Consider the following 18,232-nt stretch of genomic DNA (forward strand, 5'->3'; position numbering starts at 1 on the left):
GAAACGCCCGGTTTACATTCCGAACCCGGAAGCTAAGCCTTTCAGCGCCGATGGTACTGCAGGGGGGACCCTGTGGGAGAGTAGGACGCCGCCGAACAACCCGCCCTTTTAGCTCAGTCGGTAGAGCGTCTCCATGGTAAGGAGAAGGTCAACGGTTCGATTCCGTTAAAGGGCTCAATCAAAAAGGCCCCCGCCTCATGGCGGGGGCCTTTTTGCGTTCCCGAGGCCTTTCGGTGGATGCCGGACCTTGGGTGCCGGACACAGAAAGGGCCGGCGCCGTGGAACGGGCCGGCCCTGACAGAGGGGACAGTGTTACTCGCCTTCGCGCTGATGCGGCACCCGGAAGGTGAGGATGGCCATGTCGTCCGAGGCGGGCTCGGCGGCGAAACGCTCGACGGCGCGCAGGACACGCGAGGCCACCGCGCCCGCGGTGAGGCCGGTACACGTGGTGAGAACCTCGGTGAGGCCGTCGTCGCCGAGCATGCGCGGGCCCTCGCGGCGTTCGGTGATGCCATCCGTGACACAGAGCAGGACATCGCCCGGATCCAGCATGAGGGTCTGCTCGTAGAGCTCCAGGTCATCCATGACACCGAGCAGGGGCTGCGGGTCCGCCGCAGGGGTGACCTCGCCGTTCGGACGCAGACGCAACGGCAGCGGATGGCCCGCGCAGACCACCTTCATCAAGGCGCCGCCATTGGGCTGGGGATGGAGCTCGCCGTAGAGAAGGGTGAGGAAGCGGCTGCGGGCACCCTCGTCGAGAATGGCCGCGTTCAGCCGTTCCAGGACGGCCGGGCCGCCGAGGCCCTCGCGAGCCAGGAGGCGCAGGGCGTGCCGGGCGAGACCCGTGACCGCGGCCGCCTCCGGGCCGGTACCGCAGACATCACCGATGGCGAAGCCGTACACACCAGGGCGGATCGGAAAGACGTCGTAGAAGTCACCGCCGACCTCGTTGCCCTCGCCCGCCGCTCGGTAGATGACCTCGACCTCCATGCCGGGGATGGCGGGAGAGCCGGGCGGCAGCAGACTGCGTTGCAGGGAGCGGCTGATGGCGGTGCGCTCGGAGTACAGGCGCGCGTTGTCGAGGGCGAGAGCCGCCCTGCGGGACAGGTCGTCGGCGAGTTCGAGGATCTCCTGACGGAAGTGTTCCTCGCTCGGCCGGCCGAGCGTCAGCATCCCGATCACACGGTTGCGCGCCAGCAGGGGCAGGACGACCGTTTCGCCGCCCACCGTCAAGGACGCGTCGGGCCACGGGCGGGCGCCCGCCTCACGGACCGGCTCGGGCGGACTGACCTGCGAGAGCAGGTCCTTGAGCCCGTCGATGCGTTCCTCGTCCTCGTGGAGCACGTACGACAGGTACGGATCGGAGGTCTGGTCGGCGATCGTGTAGACGGCACACCAGGTCGCCAGGGTCGGAACGGTCATCTGGGCCATGAGGGCCAGGGTCTGGTCCCGGTCGAGGGTGCCGGCCAGCAGGTCGGAGGCCTCCACGAGGAAGGAGAGGGAGCCGCGCCGCAGACGTTCGAGTTCGCCCAGGCGGGCCGACTCCACGGCGAGGGCGATCCGGTCCGCGGCGAACTGCAGCCGCAGGGCGTCCTCGTTGGAGTAGCGGCCCGGATACTCGGTGGCCACGCCCAGCGATCCGGTCAGCCGACCTTCGACCTTGAGCGGAACAGTGACCACCGACCGCATGCCGGTGGCCTCCAGGAGCGGCACGGCGCCCGGGACCGCGGAAAGGTCGTCGTGGACGGCGGGCATGCGCGCCGAGCCGTACCGATTGGTGCCGGCCTCGACCGGAACGCGGGCGAACCGCTGACGGGTCGAGGGAAGTCCGGTGGTGGCACGGACCTCCAACTCCGTTTCGTCGTCGGTCGCGAGCAGCAGGAAAGCCGAGTCCGCGTCGAGCATGTCGCGGGCGCGTTCGACGGTGCGCTGGAGCAGTCCGTCGAGGTCGTCGGGGGCCGGCGAACCGATGAACATCTCGAAGGGGTCCGGCAGTCGCGCCTCGTTGAGCTGGGCGCCATCGGAAGGAACCCGCAAGGGGCTCTGGAGCAGGGCGCGTTCGTCGTCGTGCACGAGCAGACAGACGATGGACGGTTCGCCGTGGGCGTCACGGACCCGCAAGTGGGAGGCGTAGACGGGGATGACGCGACCGTCGGCGCCGCGAATGCCGTAACTGCCCTCCCAGCGGGACAGCCTCAGCGCCTCGGCGATACCGGTACCGGTACCGGGAGTCTGCGGCCAGGCCGCGAGCTCGGCGAGCGGACGTCCGACGGCCTTCTCCGAGGGATGCCCGAAGATGTGCTCGGCATCCTCGTTCCAGGCGGAGACGGTGTCGGCGCCGTCGATCTGGAGGACGGCGACACGGACCCGGCTGTCGGCGAGGGGGAGCAACTGATCAGGGACGACGGGCCCGGCGGATCGGGTACCGACCGGACGGTCCGGGAGGTCCAGCCGGAACCACACGTGCTTGTGGGTGGCCGTGTACTCGACTCCCCAGCGGGTGGCGAGGGCGGCGCAGAGCATGAGGCCGCGGCCGTTCTCGCGGTCCGGATCGGCGTACGGGCGCTCTCCGGGGTGCTGGAGCGGAAGTTCACGCTCCGGGTACCTGTCGGCGACCTCGACGCGCACGCCGTCCTCGGCACGCAGGCACAGGACCTCGGCCCGGGTGCCGGCGTGGACCACGGCGTTGGTCACGAGTTCGCTGGTGAGCACCACCGCGTCGTCGACGATGTCCGCGAAGCCCCAGCCGTGGAGGGTGTCGCGGACGAACGCGCGGGCAGCGGCGACCGAACGCCCTAGAGGATCGAAACTGGCAGCCGCCCGTGCCGTGATCACAAGACTCCTTCGACGCGGTTGGACATCGGGTGCCAGGTTACTTACCTTCGCGGTTCCCGTGGTGCCGTCGTCCTGGATTCCACTCGCAGGGTACGGCCGGTGTGCGATGGTGCCGAAGTGTTATGGCCTGGTTCGGACAGGGTGAAACACTGGGCAGGCTTGAACAGCCGGGTTGTGGATAGAAGAGCCGGGTTGTGGTTGTTCGGAAATCCGGTGGAACAGTGGTCGACCCTTTCGGGAGGGACACGGTGGAGTCTGGCGCAGCGGTGCGGCGTACGGGAACGCGCCCCAAGGGGGGTCGCTCTCGACGCAGCGGTACGACGGAAGTCGATACCGCCGCTCTGAACAGGCTGCTCACGGCCCTGGTGTCGATGCGGGACGGGAACTTCCGCAAGCGGCTGACGGTGTCCGGCGAGGGCGTGATGGCGGAGATCGCCGCCGTCTACAACGAGGTCGCCGACCGGAATCTGCACCTGACCGGGGAGCTGTCCCGGGTCCGGCGGATGGTGGGCCGCGAGGGGAAGCTCGGCGAACGGCTGGAAACAGGCGCTTGCGAGGGCTCCTGGGCGTCCGCGATCGACGCCTCGAACCAGTTGGTCGACGACCTGGCCAGGCCGGTGTCCGAGGTGGGTCGGGTGCTGTCGGCGGTCGCCGACGGCGATCTGGACCAGCGGATGGAGTTGCGGACGCAGACGGCCGACGGGGCCGGGCATCCGCTGCGCGGGGAGTTCCTCAAGGTCGGGCGTACGGTCAACAACCTGGTCGACCAGCTGTCCGCGTTCACCGACGAGGTGACGCGTGTGGCGCTGGAGGTGGGCACCGAGGGCAAGCTCGGTGGTCAGGCCCAGGTGCGCGGGATGTCCGGGTCCTGGAAGGACCTGACCGATTCCGTCAACACGATGGCGTACCGGCTCACCGCCCAGGTGCGTGACATTGCTCTCGTCACGACGGCGGTCGCGAAGGGCGACCTGTCGCGCAAGGTCACGGTGCACGTGGCCGGCGAGATGCTCCAGCTGAAGAACACCGTGAACACGATGGTGGACCAGCTGTCGTCGTTCTCCTCCGAGGTGACCCGCGTCGCCCGGGAGGTGGGTACGGAAGGCGAGCTCGGTGGCCAGGCGAAGGTGCCCGGGGTCGCGGGCGTGTGGAAGGACCTGACCGACTCCGTCAACACGATGGCGGGGAACCTGACCGCCCAGGTGCGGGGAATCGCCCAGGTGACGACGGCCGTCGCGAACGGCGACCTGTCGCAGAAGGTGCGGGTCAGCGCGCGCGGCGAGGTGGCGCAGCTGGCCGAAACGATCAACCAGATGACCGAGACGCTGCGGACCTTCGCCGACGAGGTCACGCGCGTGGCCAGCGAGGTCGGGGCCAAGGGAACGCTCGGTGGCCAGGCGCAGGTGCCGGGGGCCGCGGGGACGTGGAAGGACCTCACCGACTCGGTGAACACGGTCTTCCGCAACCTCACCACGCAGGTGCGGGACATCGCGACGGTGACGACGGCGGTCGCCAACGGCGATCTGTCGCAGAAGGTCACGGTCGACGTGGCCGGCGAGATGCTGGAGTTGAAGAACACCGTCAACACGATGGTGGACCAGCTGCAGTCCTTCGGCGCGGAAGTGACGCGTGTGGCCCGCGAGGTCGGCGTGGAGGGCGAGCTGGGCGGGCAGGCGCAGGTGCCGGGGGCCGCGGGCACGTGGAAGGACCTCACCGACTCGGTGAACACCGCTTTCCGCAACCTCACCGGGCAGGTCCGCAACATCGCCCAGGTGACGACGGCGGTCGCGAACGGTGATCTGTCGCAGAAGGTCACCGTGGACGTCTCCGGCGAGATGCTCCAGTTGAAGAACACCGTGAACACGATGGTGGATCAGCTGTCCTCGTTCGCGGACCAGGTCACGCGGATGGCGCGGGACGTGGGCACGGAGGGCCGGCTCGGTGGTCAGGCGCGGGTCGAGGGGGTGTCCGGCACCTGGAAGGAACTCACCGACTCCGTCAACTTCATGGCCGGCAACCTCACGTCCCAGGTGCGGCAGATCGCCCAGGTGACCACGGCGGTGGCGCGCGGTGATCTGTCGCAGAAGATCGACGTGGACGCCCGGGGCGAGATCCTGGAGCTGAAGAACACCATCAACACGATGGTCGACCAGCTCTCGGCCTTCGCGGAGCAGGTGACCCGGGTGGCCCGGGACGTGGGCACGGAGGGCCGGCTCGGCGGTCAGGCGCAGGTGCCCGGCGTGGCCGGGGTGTGGCGCGACCTGACCGACTCGGTGAACGGCATGGCCGGGAACCTGACCTCGCAGGTGCGCAACATCGCGCAGGTCGCCACGGCGGTGGCGCGCGGTGATCTGTCGCAGAAGATCGACGTGGACGCCCGGGGCGAGATCCTGGAGCTGAAGAACACCCTCAACACGATGGTCGACCAGCTGTCCAACTTCGCGGAGCAGGTGACCCGCGTCGCCCGCGAGGTGGGCACGGAGGGCATCCTCGGCGGCCAGGCGGAGGTGAAGGGCGTCTCGGGCACCTGGAAGGACCTCACGCAGTCCGTCAACTTCATGGCGAACAACCTGACCTCGCAGGTGCGCAACATCGCCGAGGTGACCACGGCCGTCGCGATGGGTGACTTGTCGAAGAAGATCACGGTTGACGCCAAGGGCGAGATCCTGGAGCTCGTCACCACCGTGAACACGATGGTGGACCAGCTGTCCTCCTTCGCCGAGCAGGTGACGCGAGTGGCGCGCGAGGTGGGCACCGAGGGCATCCTCGGCGGCCAGGCCCGGGTGCGGGGCGTGACCGGCATCTGGAAGGACCTCAGCGACAACGTCAACACCATGGCCGGGAACCTGACGGCGCAGGTGCGCGGGATCGCGCAGGTCTCGGCGGCGGTCGCCAACGGCGATCTGACGAAGAAGGTCACGGTCGAGGCGCGCGGCGAGGTCGCGCAGCTCGCGGACACCGTGAACACGATGGTCAAGACGCTGTCCTCGTTCGCCGACGAGGTGACCCGGGTGGCCCGCGAGGTGGGCACCGAGGGACGGCTGGGCGGCCAGGCGCACGTGCCCGGTGTGTCGGGGACGTGGAAGGACCTCACCGACTCGGTGAACTTCATGGCGTCCAACCTCACCGGTCAGGTGCGGCAGATCGCCATGGTCACGACCGCCATCGCCAAGGGCGACATGACCAAGAAGATCGACATCGACGCCCGGGGCGAGATCCTGGAGCTCAAGACCACCATCAACACGATGGTCGACCAGCTGTCCTCCTTCGCCGACCAGGTGACCCGGGTGGCCCGTGAGGTGGGCACCGAGGGCATCCTCGGCGGCCAGGCGCGCGTGCGCGACGTGGACGGCACCTGGCGGGATCTGACCGAGTCCGTGAACGAGATGGCCGGGAACCTGACCCGGCAGGTGCGGGCCATCGCGGCCGTGGCGACCGCGGTGACCCGCGGGGACCTGAGCCTGAAGGTCGACGTGGACGCGGCCGGTGAGATCCAGGTCCTCCAGGACAACATCAACACGATGATCGTGAACCTGCGCGACACCACCTTGGCCAACAAGGAGCAGGACTGGCTCAAGGGCAACCTCGCCCGGATCTCCGCCCTGATGCAGGGACGCCGGGAGCTGGACGACGTGGCTTCGCTGATCATGAGCGAACTGACCCCCGTGGTCTCCGCGCAGCACGGCGCCTTCTTCCTGGCGCTGCCGGCCGGGGGGACCACCGAGATCGGGACGGAGGGCGGCGCGGACGGCTCGTACGAACTGCGGATGCGCGGCAGTTACGCGTACGCGGGCGGCCAGATGCCGATCTCGTTCCGGCCGGGGGAGGGGTTGATCGGGACGGTCGCGGAGGAGAAGCGGACGATCCTCGTCGAGAACACCCCGCCCGGCTATCTGAGGATCTCCTCGGGCCTGGGCGAGGCGCCGCCGGCGCACGTGATCGTGCTGCCGGTGCTGTTCGAGGGGAAGGTGCTCGGTGTGATCGAGCTGGCCTCCTTCACCCCGTTCACGCAGATCCAGAAGGACTTCCTGAGTCAGATCGCCGAGATGATCGGCACGAGCGTCAACACGATCAGCGTCAACTCCAAGACGGAGATGCTGCTCAAGCAGTCGCAGGAGATGACCGAGCAACTGCGAGAGCGCTCCGATGAGTTGGAGAACCGGCAGAAGGCGCTCCAGGCGGCGAACGCCGAGTTGGAGGAGAAGGCGGAGCTGCTGGCCCAGCAGAACCGCGACATCGAGGTGAAGAACACCGAGATCGAGGAGGCCCGGCAGGTCCTGGAGGAGCGCGCCGAGCAGCTCGCGGTGTCGATGCGGTACAAGTCCGAGTTCCTGGCGAACATGTCGCACGAGCTGCGGACCCCGCTCAACTCGCTGTTGATCCTGGCGAAGCTGCTGGCCGACAACGCGGACGAGAACCTGTCGCCGAAGCAGGTGGAGTTCGCGGAGACCATCCACGGCGCCGGTTCCGACCTGCTGCAGCTGATCAACGACATCCTCGACCTGTCGAAGGTCGAGGCCGGGAAGATGGACGTCTCGCCGACCCGGATCGCGCTGGTCCAGCTCGTGGACTACGTGGAGGCCACCTTCCGGCCGCTGACCGCGGAGAAGGGCCTGGACTTCTCGGTGCGGGTGTCACCTGAGCTCCCGGCGACCCTGCACACCGACGAGCAGCGGCTGCTCCAGGTGCTGCGCAACCTGCTGTCCAACGCGGTGAAGTTCACCGACGGCGGGGCGGTGGAACTGGTGATCCGGCCCGCCGGCGCGGACGTGCCGACGGCGATCCGGGAGCAGTTGCTGGAGGCGGGTTCGCTGCGCGAGGCGGACGCGGACCTGATCGCGTTCTCGGTGACCGACACCGGGATCGGGATCGCGGCGAGCAAGATGTTGGTGATCTTCGAGGCGTTCAAGCAGGCGGACGGCACCACCAGCAGGAAGTACGGAGGCACGGGGCTCGGACTGTCCATCAGTCGGGAGATCGCCCGCCTGCTGGGCGGTGAGATCCACGCGGCCAGCGAGCCCGGTCGGGGCTCGACCTTCACGCTGTACCTGCCGCTGCACCCGAGCGAGCTGCCGCCGCAGGGGTACGCCCCGCCGGCGCCCGGTGGCGCGCGCGGGGAGTACCGCAGGCCGGTCGAGGAGGCACGGCCCGCACCGGCGCTGCCGGCGGCGCCCGCGCCCGCACCGCAGGCCCAGGACCGGTCGGCGCGGCCCGCGCTGCCGGCGGCCGAGGTGGGCGGGGGCGGTCAGCAGAGCGGCCCGGCCGCGCTGTTCCGGCGGCGCCGCAAGTCGCTGAGCGACCTGGAGCCGCGTACGGCGGTTCCCGGGCAGCCCCACGCCGAGGACGGCTGGGGCGGCGCCGAGGACGAACTCCCGGTGGTTCCGCGCAAGTACGACTTCCATGGCGAGAAGGTGCTCATCGTGGACGACGACGTGCGCAACGTCTTCGCGCTCACCAGCGTCCTGGAACAGCACGGGTTGTCGGTGCTGTACGCGGAGAACGGGCGGGAGGGCATCGAGGTCCTGGAGCAGCACGACGACGTCACGGTCGTGTTGATGGACATCATGATGCCGGAGATGGACGGGTACGCCACGACCTCGGCGATCCGGCGGATGCCGCAGTTCGCGGGTCTGCCGATCATCGCGCTGACGGCGAAGGCGATGCAGGGCGACCGGGAGAAGGCGATCGATTCCGGCGCTTCCGACTACGTCACCAAGCCGGTTGAACCCGACTACCTGCTGTCGGTGATGGAGCAGTGGATGCGTGGGAAGTGATCGTCGGGCGACAACCCTGATATCAATTGTTGACTCAGTGTGGCCGTAACGGTGTGGGAGGACGGGATGCGGGGAACCTTCTGCTCTCCCACACCGTTTCTGCTTCGTGCACAGTGACATCTTGGTGACAGGGTGTGGCGATCTCGGGACTGGGGCTACGATGACCGGCACAAGGACGGACGGCGCAAGGATGCCGTCCTCTGGGGCGGGGCCCGGCGTACAGGCCGGTGCCCGGAGCCGGGGAGGCCCCATGCCGGGGCGAGGAGGACAGGGCATGGTGCAGAAGGCCAAGATCCTCCTGGTCGACGACCGGCCGGAGAATCTGCTGGCGCTGGAGGCCATCCTCTCCGCGCTCGATCAGACACTGGTCCGGGCGTCGTCCGGGGAGGAAGCGCTCAAGGCGCTGTTGACGGACGATTTCGCGGTCATCCTGCTGGATGTGCAGATGCCGGGCATGGACGGTTTCGAGACGGCCGCGCACATCAAGCGGCGGGAACGGACCCGGGACATCCCGATCATCTTCCTCACCGCGATCAATCACGGTCCGCACCACACCTTCCGCGGTTACGCGGCGGGCGCGGTCGACTACATCTCGAAACCGTTCGACCCGTGGGTGCTGCGCGCCAAGGTGTCGGTCTTCGTGGAGCTGTACACGAAGAACTGCCAGCTGCGGGAGCAGGCGGCGCTGCTGCGACTCCAACTGGAGGGCGGCGGGACCAACGGCGACGGCAGCAAGGAGACGGCCGGACTGCTGGCCGAGCTCTCCGCGCGGCTCGCGGCGGTCGAGGAACAGGCCGAGGCGCTGACGAAGCAACTCGGTGAGGAATCCGCCGACGCGGCCGTGGTGGCGACCGCGGCGCATCTGGAACGCAAGCTGACCGGACTGCGCAGAGCGCTGGACGCGCTCGAACCGGGAACCGGCGGCGGAGCGGCGGTACTGCCCGCCCAGGGCTGACGGCGTCGGCCCCGCGGGCCCCGGTGCGGGCCCGCCTGGGTGTGCGTCAGGTCTGGCGGTGCGTCAAAGCACCGCCGACCGCGGCGACACGAACGGGTGAAGGGGTGGGCACGCGCGTCCACCGGCGTGCGCACCGGTAACCTCGCCCCCATGGCCTCAAGTACGTCCGGCAAGGGTTCCCAGCGCGCCGCGGGCACCGCGAAGGGCCGCACCGGCCGTACGGCGGCCCCGGCGAAGAAGACCGCTCCCGCGCGCAAGCCGCCCGCGAAGAAGGTCGCGGCGGCCCGTCGCGCCCCGGTCAAGAAGGTGCCGGCCAAGCCCGCGCCGTCCCCGACCGGGGGCGTGGTGCGGCTGGTGCGCGCCTGTTGGCTCGGCCTCGCCCACGGGGTCGGCGCCGTCTTCCGCGGTGTCGGCCAGGGCGCCAGGAACCTCGACCCCGCGCACCGCAAGGACGGCCTCGCGCTGCTGCTCCTCGCCCTCGCGCTGATCGTCGCCGCCGGAACCTGGTCGAACCTGAGCGGTCCCGTCGGCGATCTGGTCACGATGTTGGTCACCGGTGCATTCGGGCGACTGGATCTGCTCGTACCGATCCTGCTCGGCGTGATGGCCGTGCGGTTCATCCGGCACCCCGAGCAGACCGACGCCAACGGCCGGATCGGCATCGGCCTGTCCGCGCTCGTGATCGGCGTCCTGGGCCTGGTCCACATCGGCTGCGGGGCACCCGGCCGCGACGAGGGCACCACCGCGATGCAGAACGCGGGCGGGCTCATCGGATGGGCCGCCTCCAAGCCGCTGATCTTCACCATGGGTGCGCCGCTGGCCGTGCCCATGCTGGTGCTGCTCACCGTCTTCGGCCTGCTGGTGGTCACGGCCACGCCGGTCAACGCGATCCCGCAGCGGCTGCGGCGGCTCGGGATCCGGCTCGGGATCATCGCGCCGAACGAGTACGACGAGGACTACGGGGACGCGGAGCAGCCCGCCGACCGGCACGACGCCGAGCGCTGGCGGGCCCGCGCCGGGGCGGAGGAGCCCGCCGGGCCGCTGGATCCCACCGACGCCGCCGAGGAGGCCGCGCTGGCCCGGCGCCGCAGGCCGAGGCGGTCCGCGCCCAGGACCGGCATGGACGCCGTCGACGTGGCGGCCGCGGCGGCCGCCGCACTGGACGGGGTGGTCTACGGCGGAATGCCGCCGTCCCCGCTGGTCGCGGACCTCACCCAGGGGATCTCCCCCGACCCCGAGGGCGCGGAGCTCACCACTCCCGTGCCGCCCGCGCGCGGTGCGCGGCCCGCCGTCCTCCCGGACCCCGCACCCGCCCCGAGGCCCGCGGCGCCCGAGCCCGCCGCGTCGGCCGCGTCCGCTCCGGCGGCCGTGCCCGCGTCCGCCGAGCGCCCGCACGACACCACCGCCGCGGCCTCCGGGACCCTGTCGGTACCGGACCTGACGAAGGCGTCGCCGGAACCCCGATCGCTGTCGCCGCGCTCCGAGCAGCTCCAGCTGCGCGGCGACATCACGTACGTCAAACCCCGGCTGGACCTGCTGGAGCGCGGCGGTCCCGGCAAGACCCGCAGCGCCGCCAACGACGCGGTCGTCGCCTCGCTGACCAACGTCTTCATGGAGTTCAAGGTCGACGCGTCCGTCACCGGTTTCACCCGGGGCCCGACGGTCACCCGCTACGAGGTGACGCTGGGCGCGGCCGTGAAGGTCGAGCGGATCACGGCGCTGGCCAAGAACATCGCCTACGCCGTCGCCTCGCCGGACGTACGGATCATCAGCCCCATCCCGGGCAAGTCGGCGGTCGGCATCGAGATCCCGAACACCGACCGCGAGATGGTCAACCTCGGCGACGTGCTGCGCCTCGCGGACGCCGCCGAGGACGACCACCCGATGCTGGTGGCGCTCGGCAAGGACGTCGAGGGCGGCTACGTCATGGCCAACCTCGCCAAGATGCCGCACGTGCTGGTCGCCGGCGCCACCGGCTCCGGCAAGTCCTCCTGCATCAACTGCCTGATCACCTCGGTGATGATCCGCGCCACCCCGGAGGAGGTGAAGATGGTGCTGGTCGACCCCAAGCGGGTGGAGCTGACCGCGTACGAGGGCATCCCGCACCTGATCACGCCGATCATCACCAACCCCAAGCGGGCCGCCGAGGCCCTGCAGTGGGTCGTACGCGAGATGGACCTGCGCTACGACGACCTCGCGGCCTTCGGGTACCGGCACATCGACGACTTCAACCAGGCCATCCGCGACGGCAAGATCAAACTGCCGCCGGGCAGCGAGCGTGAGCTCACCCCGTACCCGTATCTGCTGGTGATCGTGGACGAGCTCGCCGACCTGATGATGGTCGCGCCGCGCGACGTCGAGGACTCGATCGTCCGCATCACCCAGTTGGCCCGAGCGGCCGGCATCCATCTGGTGCTCGCCACCCAGCGGCCCTCGGTGGACGTGGTCACCGGCCTGATCAAGGCGAACGTGCCCTCGCGGCTCGCCTTCGCCACCTCCTCGCTCGCGGACAGCCGGGTCATCCTGGACCAGCCCGGTGCCGAGAAGCTGATCGGCAAGGGTGACGGACTGTTCCTGCCGATGGGCGCGAACAAGCCGGTCCGTCTCCAGGGGGCCTTCGTCACCGAGGAGGAGATCTCCGGGGTGGTCCAACACTGCAAGGAGCAGATGACCCCCGTCTTCCGCGACGACGTCACGGTCGGGCAGAAGCAGAAGAAGGAGATCGACGAGGAGATCGGCGACGACCTGGACCTCCTGTGCCAGGCGGCGGAGCTGGTCGTCTCCACCCAGTTCGGCTCCACCTCGATGCTCCAGCGCAAGCTGCGGGTCGGTTTCGCCAAGGCCGGACGGCTCATGGACCTGATGGAATCGCGCGGGATCGTCGGCCCCAGCGAGGGGTCGAAGGCCCGCGACGTGATGGTGAAACCGGACGAGCTGGACGAGTTCCTGGCCGTCATCCGAGGCGAGTCCCACCCGTAACAAATGGGCGGGCAACCGTTTCCCCTCGGCGCGCGTCAAGTTGAGGGAGACGCAGGCCCCGCGCCCTCGGCACGAGGTCGTCCCACCCGTTTCACCTGTTCCACTCGTCACGCACCGCTGCGGAATCCCCGCGCTGTTCGGATCACCATTCGGATGGCGTAGGGAGTCCACCCTCCGGTTGCTCCACCCTTTCGTCACCCCCCTAGACTGGTAATCCAGCAGGTGGCTACACGCTCGAAAGGCGCCCTCGTGTCCATCGGCAACGCCAACTCCCCCGAAGAAGAGCGGCCTTCGACCGACGACCGGTCCGAGGACCGCATCGTCGAACGTCCCGTCGAAGGACCGTCCATCGGGACGGCCCTCAAGAAGGCCCGGATCGTCGCCGGGCTCACTGTCGACGAGGTCAGTTCCACCACCCGCGTGCGCATCCCGATCGTGCACGCGATCGAAGAAGACGATTTCACGCGGTGCGGCGGCGACGTCTACGCCCGCGGTCACATCCGTACCCTCGCCCGTGCCGTGGGCCTCGATCCGGAACCCCTGGTCGACGCGTACGACGCGGCTCACGGCGGCCGGCCGGCACCCACCCCCGCCGCGCCGATGTTCGAAGCCGAGCGGATCCGTCCCGAACGGCAGCGGCCCAACTGGACCGCCGCCATGGTCGCCGCCATCGTCGCCGTGATCGGCTTCGTGGGCTTCACCGCCTTCAGCGGTGGCGACGAGAAGGGCAAGCGACCCGTCGCGGAGGGAACCGCCTCCCCGAAGCCCGCTCCCAAGCAGGCCGGGAAGCCGGCCGCCTCGCCGTCGCAGAGCCCGAAGGCCCCCAAGCCGGAGCCCTCGGACAGCGCCATCGCGGCCGCGCCCAAGGACCTCGTCACGGTGGTCCTGACGGCCGACAGCGGCGAGAGCTGGATCTCGGCGAAGGACCACAACGGCCGACTCCTGTTCGACGGCACTCTCGCGCAGGGTGAGTCGAAGACCTTCACGGACAAGGAGTCCATCGACCTCGTACTCGGCGACGCCGGGGCCGTGCACCTCTTCGTGAACGGCAAGGAGATCAAGGACACCTTCCAGGCGGGTCAAGTGGAACGTCTCACCTACACCAAGGACGACCCGCGCCAGGGCCAGGCCCAAGCGGGCTGAACCCCTACGGAACAAGCACTTCCGGATCCCCGGGACGCCGCGCCGCGTCCCGGGGATCCTGCCGTGGTGGGACGTGGGGCGGGGGCCGCCGCCGGGACGAAGTAGTCTTGAGTCCATGCCCGAACGCCGTACCGTCGCCCTTGTCACTCTTGGCTGCGCCCGTAACGAGGTGGACTCGGAGGAGCTCGCAGGCCGCTTGGCGGCGGATGGCTGGGAGCTCGTCGAGGACGCCGCCGACGCGGACGTCGCCGTCGTCAACACCTGCGGCTTCGTCGAAGCCGCAAAGAAGGATTCCGTAGACGCCCTGCTGGAAGCCAACGATCTCAAGGATCACGGCAAGACCCAGGCCGTCGTCGCCGTCGGCTGTATGGCCGAGCGCTACGGCAAGGAACTCGCCGAAGCGCTCCCCGAGGCCGACGGCGTGCTCGGATTCGACGACTACGCCGACATCTCCGACCGCCTCCAGACCATCCTCAACGGCGGCATCCACGCCTCCCACACCCCCCGCGACCGGCGCAAGCTGCTGCCGATCAGCCCCGCGGCCCGCCAGGACGCGGAGGTGGCCCTGCCCGGCCACGCGCAGGAGCCGATCGCCGAGGCGCCCGCCGACCTGCCCGACGGGCTCGCGCCCTCCTCCGGGCCGCGCGCCCCCCTGCGCCGCCGCCTGGACAAGAGCCCCGTCGCCTCCGTCAAGCTGGCCTCCGGCTGCGACCGGCGCTGCTCCTTCTGCGCCATCCCGTCCTTCCGCGGCTCCTTCATCTCGCGCCGTCCCAGCGACGTGCTGGGCGAGACCCGCTGGCTCGCGGAACAGGGCGTCAAGGAGATCATGCTGGTCTCCGAGAACAACACCTCGTACGGCAAGGACCTGGGCGACATCCGCCTGCTGGAGACCCTGCTGCCGGAGCTGGCCGAGGTGGAGGGCATCGAGCGCGTCCGCGTCAGCTACCTCCAGCCCGCCGAGATGCGGCCCGGGCTGATCGACGTGCTGACCTCGACCCCCAAGGTCGTCCCGTACTTCGACCTGTCCTTCCAGCACTCGGCCCCCGACGTGCTGCGCTCCATGCGCCGCTTCGGTGACACCGACCGGTTCCTGGAACTGCTCGACACCATCCGCTCCAAGGCCCCGCAGGCCGGCGTCCGGTCCAACTTCATCGTCGGGTTCCCCGGCGAGAAGGAGTCGGACTTCAAGGAGCTGGAGCGTTTCCTCACCCACGCGAGGCTCGACGCCATCGGCGTCTTCGGCTACTCGGACGAGGACGGCACCGAAGCCGTCACCTACGACGGCAAGCTGGACGAGGACACCATCGCGGAGCGGCTCGCGCACATGCAGCGGCTGGCCGAGGAGCTCACCTCGCAGCGCGCGGAGGAGCGGATCGGCGAGACCCTGGAGGTCCTCGTGGAGTCCGTCGAGTCCGTGGACGAGGACGGCGAGGGCGCCTACGGGCGCGCCGCCCACCAGGCCCCCGAAACGGACGGCCAGGTGGTCTTCACGGACGGCACGGGTCTGGTCCCCGGGCGTATCGTCACGGCAAAGGTGGTCGGCACCCTCGGTGTCGACCTGGTCGCGGAGCCCTTGGGCCTGGATCTTGAGGAGGCGGCCGGATGACCGGAGTCCCGGCGTCTGCGGCGGGCGGGACCGGCCGCCGGCCGGCACCCGGCGCGAAGGTCGGGGCTACGGCCGTCCATGAGGCGGGCCTGTGGAACATCGCCAACATCCTGACGATGATCCGGCTCGTGCTGGTGCCGGGATTCGTCCTGCTGCTGCTCGCCGACGGGGGATACGACCCCGTCTGGCGGGCGTGGGCGTGGGCGGCGTTCGCCGTGGCCATGATCACGGACATCTTCGACGGGCACCTCGCCCGGACGTACAACCTGGTCACGGATTTCGGGAAGATCGCCGACCCCATCGCCGACAAGGCGATCATGGGGTCGGCGCTGATCTGTCTCTCCTGGCTCGGTGACCTGCCCTGGTGGGTCACCGGGGTCATCCTCGGGAGGGAACTCGGGATCACGCTGATGCGCTTCTGGGTGATCCGCTACGGGGTCATCCCGGCGAGCCGGGGCGGCAAGATGAAGACCCTCGCGCAGGGGACGGCCGTGGGCATGTACGTCCTCGCGCTGACCGGACCGCTGGCCACGATGCGGTTCTGGGTGATGGCGGTCGCCGTCGTGTTGACCGTGGTCACCGGCCTGGACTACATCCGGCAGGCCGTCGTACTGCGTCGCAAGGGCCTCGCCGCGGAGCTGGCCGTGGAGCGGGCCGCGAGGTGACGCACGGCGCGGGTGATTTCTCGGTGGCCGATGGTGCGGCGGAAGCCGGCGCCGGGGTCGTCGAGATGGCCGGAGACGTACTGCGACTGCTCGCGGAGAGTGACCAGACGGTCGCCGTCGCGGAGTCCCTCACCGGCGGCATGGTGGCCGCGGGGATCACCTCCGTGCCCGGAGCGTCGAAGTCCTTCCGCGGCTCGGTCACGGCGTACGCGACCGAGCTCAAACACCGGATCCTCGGAGTGGACGCCGATCTGCTGGCCGCCGAGGGCGCCGTGAACGCCCAGGTGGCGCTGGAGATGGCCACCGGCGTCCGACGGATCACGGGGGCGTCGTGGGGGATCGCGACGACCGGGGTGGCCGGTCCGGACCCGCAGGACGGGCAGCCGGTGGGAACGGTTTTCATCGCCGTGGTGGGGCCCGCGGGCAGGAAAACAGCCCGGCTGTGGTTGAACGGCTCCCGTACGGAAATCCGTAGGGAGAGTGCACGGACAGTGCTCGAACTTCTCTCGAGCGAACTCCGCGAGAATCTGCGGGGGCAGGATACGGAACAGAACGGGGGGATTTGATGTTTGCAGCCCTGAGTGAACACGACATAGCTCCCCGCACGGCCGCGGCGCGAGGCGGTACGGTGGGGCGTGAAGGTTACGGCTACACGGTCAGAGGAGGGAGCCACCGATGATTCTGCTCCGTCGCCTGCTGGGTGACGTGCTGCGTCGGCAGCGCCAGCGCCAGGGCCGTACTCTGCGCGAGGTCTCCTCGTCCGCCCGAGTTTCGCTCGGCTACCTCTCCGAGGTGGAGCGGGGGCAGAAGGAGGCATCTTCCGAGCTGCTCTCCGCGATCTGCGACGCGCTTGACGTACGGATGTCCGAGCTGATGCGGGAAGTCAGCGACGAACTGTCGTTGGCAGAGCTTGCGCAGTCGGCCGCGGCAAGCGAACCGGTGCCGGCACCGGTGCGCCCGATGCTCAATTCGGTCTCCGTGACCTCGGTCGCGGGAACCACGGAACGGGTGACCATCAAGGCCCCCGTGGAAGCGGTGAACGTCGTAGCCGCGTGAGTCCAAGCGTATGAGTGTGGCTGGAGCCCCGGTCGGTGCGAGATGCATCGGGTGGGGTTCCTTGCTGTGTGCCCTTCGTCGTCGCGCTCCGTGCCTCAGGTGTCTCCGCGGGAGCGTGCCGGGTCGTTCTGGGTGCGGCGGGCAGGGGGGTGCGGGAGGATGGGCGCGTCCGGATCCCCGCCTCCCGGGAGGCAGCCGTGCGGCGGCTACTGATACCCCTTGCGCTGACCGTGGGCGTGCTGTGGTGGTGGGCCGTGCTGCGGCTGGCCCTGGCGCCCGTGGAGTCCGGACCCGTGGAGGGTGCGGTGGCGATCGGCGGCTGGGGGCTGGGGCTCCTGCCGGTGCACTGCGTCCCGAGGCCCGAGCGGGCGCGCCGGAAGGGGGGACCGGGGGACGGGGGAACCGTCGTACCGGGTGTCACGACCTCGGCCGTGCCCGCCGGTCCGGCGTCTACCAGGGCATCGACACTCCACCGTTCGGGCGAAGGATCTGGCCCGTCATGAAGGACGAGGCGTCCGAGGCGAGGTAGAGCACGGCCTGCGCGATGTCCTCGGGCTCGCCGACCCGGCCGAGCGGGGACATCCGTACCATCATCGCCTCGGTCCGCTCCTGCGCCCGCGCGCCGTGGCGGCCGGTCATGGGGGTGCGGATCCACCCCGGCGCGACGGCGTTGACGCGGATGCCGTGCGGGCCCGTCTCGGTGGCCAGGGTCTTGGTCAGCTGGACGACGGCGGCCTTGGCGGCGCTGTAGCAGAGCAGACCGGGCTGGGCGGCGTCCACGGCGCCGGATGCCATGGTGACGATCGAGCCGGGGCGGCCGGCGGCGATCATGGCGCGGGCGGATTCCTGGCAGGTGCGCAGGACACCCTTGAAGTTGATGTCCAGGACCCGGTCGAGGTCCTCGTCGGTGGTCTCCAGGACGCTGCTGGTGTGCATGATCCCGGCGATGGCGGCCGTGATGTCGAGGGGGCCCGCGGCCGCGACGGCCGCCCGGAGCGCGGTGCGGTCCGTGACGTCGAGGGCGTGGACGGTGGCCCGTCCGCCGGCCTTGGCGACCAGGTCGGCGGTCTCCCGAAGGCCGTGCGTGTCCCGGTCCGCGCAGTGCACGGCCGCACCGGCCTCGGCGAGGAGCACGGCGGTGGCGCGGCCGATGCCGCTCGCGGCGCCGGTGATCAGCGCGGTGCGGCCGGTGAGGTCGTACGAGGCTGTGGACATGTCGGGA

10 protein-coding genes, 1 tRNA gene and 1 rRNA gene are annotated in these 18,232 nt (G+C 69.9%); 10 read left to right on the top strand and 2 right to left on the bottom strand.

Annotated features, from left to right (window positions below; translation table 11 throughout):
* Positions 1 to 97: ribosomal RNA gene (gene rrf / locus ADK55_RS26040) — 5S ribosomal RNA — on the top strand; the annotation flags it as partial.
* 5 nt (positions 98 to 102) lie between these two features.
* Positions 103 to 175: transfer RNA gene (locus ADK55_RS26045), tRNA-Thr, on the top strand.
* Positions 176 to 312: 137 nt separating this feature from the next.
* Here ADK55_RS26045 and ADK55_RS26050 read toward each other — a convergent pair.
* Positions 313 to 2,835, bottom strand: coding sequence for a SpoIIE family protein phosphatase (locus ADK55_RS26050; protein WP_053682240.1), 2,523 nt, complete (start codon positions 2,833 to 2,835; stop codon positions 313 to 315).
* A 248-nt stretch (positions 2,836 to 3,083) separates the two neighbouring features.
* Between ADK55_RS26050 and ADK55_RS26055 the strand changes: the two genes are divergently transcribed.
* The 8 genes from ADK55_RS26055 (at position 3,084) to ADK55_RS26090 (ending at position 17,010) form a co-directional block, all read left to right on the top strand.
* A complete protein-coding gene (locus tag ADK55_RS26055; protein ID WP_199826627.1) occupies positions 3,084 to 8,606 on the top strand; it encodes a HAMP domain-containing protein in 5,523 nt (1,840 codons plus the stop codon).
* Between the two features lie 274 nt (positions 8,607 to 8,880).
* Positions 8,881 to 9,561 carry a response regulator gene (locus tag ADK55_RS26060; protein ID WP_053682241.1) on the top strand — a complete coding sequence of 227 codons (681 nt, stop codon included), beginning with the start codon at positions 8,881 to 8,883 and terminating at the stop codon, positions 9,559 to 9,561.
* A gap of 150 nt (positions 9,562 to 9,711) precedes the next feature.
* Positions 9,712 to 12,540: an FtsK/SpoIIIE family DNA translocase gene (locus ADK55_RS26065; protein WP_053682275.1), complete on the top strand. Its 2,829-nt coding sequence runs from the start codon at positions 9,712 to 9,714 to the stop codon at positions 12,538 to 12,540.
* Positions 12,541 to 12,789: 249 nt separating this feature from the next.
* Positions 12,790 to 13,683 carry a helix-turn-helix domain-containing protein gene (locus ADK55_RS26070; protein WP_053682242.1) on the top strand — a complete coding sequence of 298 codons (894 nt, stop codon included), beginning with the start codon at positions 12,790 to 12,792 and terminating at the stop codon, positions 13,681 to 13,683.
* Positions 13,684 to 13,798: 115 nt separating this feature from the next.
* Entirely contained in the window at positions 13,799 to 15,289 is a 1,491-nt protein-coding gene (gene rimO / locus ADK55_RS26075; RefSeq protein WP_053682243.1) for a 30S ribosomal protein S12 methylthiotransferase RimO, read from the top strand.
* A complete protein-coding gene (gene pgsA / locus ADK55_RS26080) occupies positions 15,286 to 15,954 on the top strand; it encodes a CDP-diacylglycerol--glycerol-3-phosphate 3-phosphatidyltransferase (RefSeq protein WP_053682244.1) in 669 nt (222 codons plus the stop codon). Before rimO ends, pgsA begins: the two co-directional genes overlap by 4 nt.
* A 65-nt stretch (positions 15,955 to 16,019) precedes the next feature.
* Entirely contained in the window at positions 16,020 to 16,520 is a 501-nt protein-coding gene (locus ADK55_RS26085; RefSeq protein ID WP_053682276.1) for a CinA family protein, read from the top strand.
* A 109-nt stretch (positions 16,521 to 16,629) separates the two neighbouring features.
* Positions 16,630 to 17,010, top strand: a complete 381-nt coding sequence (locus ADK55_RS26090) for a helix-turn-helix domain-containing protein (protein WP_053682245.1) — start codon at positions 16,630 to 16,632, stop codon at positions 17,008 to 17,010.
* Between the two features lie 450 nt (positions 17,011 to 17,460).
* On the opposite strand, the gene ADK55_RS26095 is transcribed toward ADK55_RS26090, so the two are convergent.
* Positions 17,461 to 18,225, bottom strand: a complete 765-nt coding sequence (locus ADK55_RS26095) for an SDR family NAD(P)-dependent oxidoreductase (protein ID WP_053682246.1) — start codon at positions 18,223 to 18,225, stop codon at positions 17,461 to 17,463.
* Positions 18,226 to 18,232 lie beyond the last annotated feature (7 nt).

Source organism: Streptomyces sp. WM4235 (assembly GCF_001279725.1).
Taxonomy (GTDB): Bacteria; Actinomycetota; Actinomycetes; order Streptomycetales; family Streptomycetaceae; genus Streptomyces.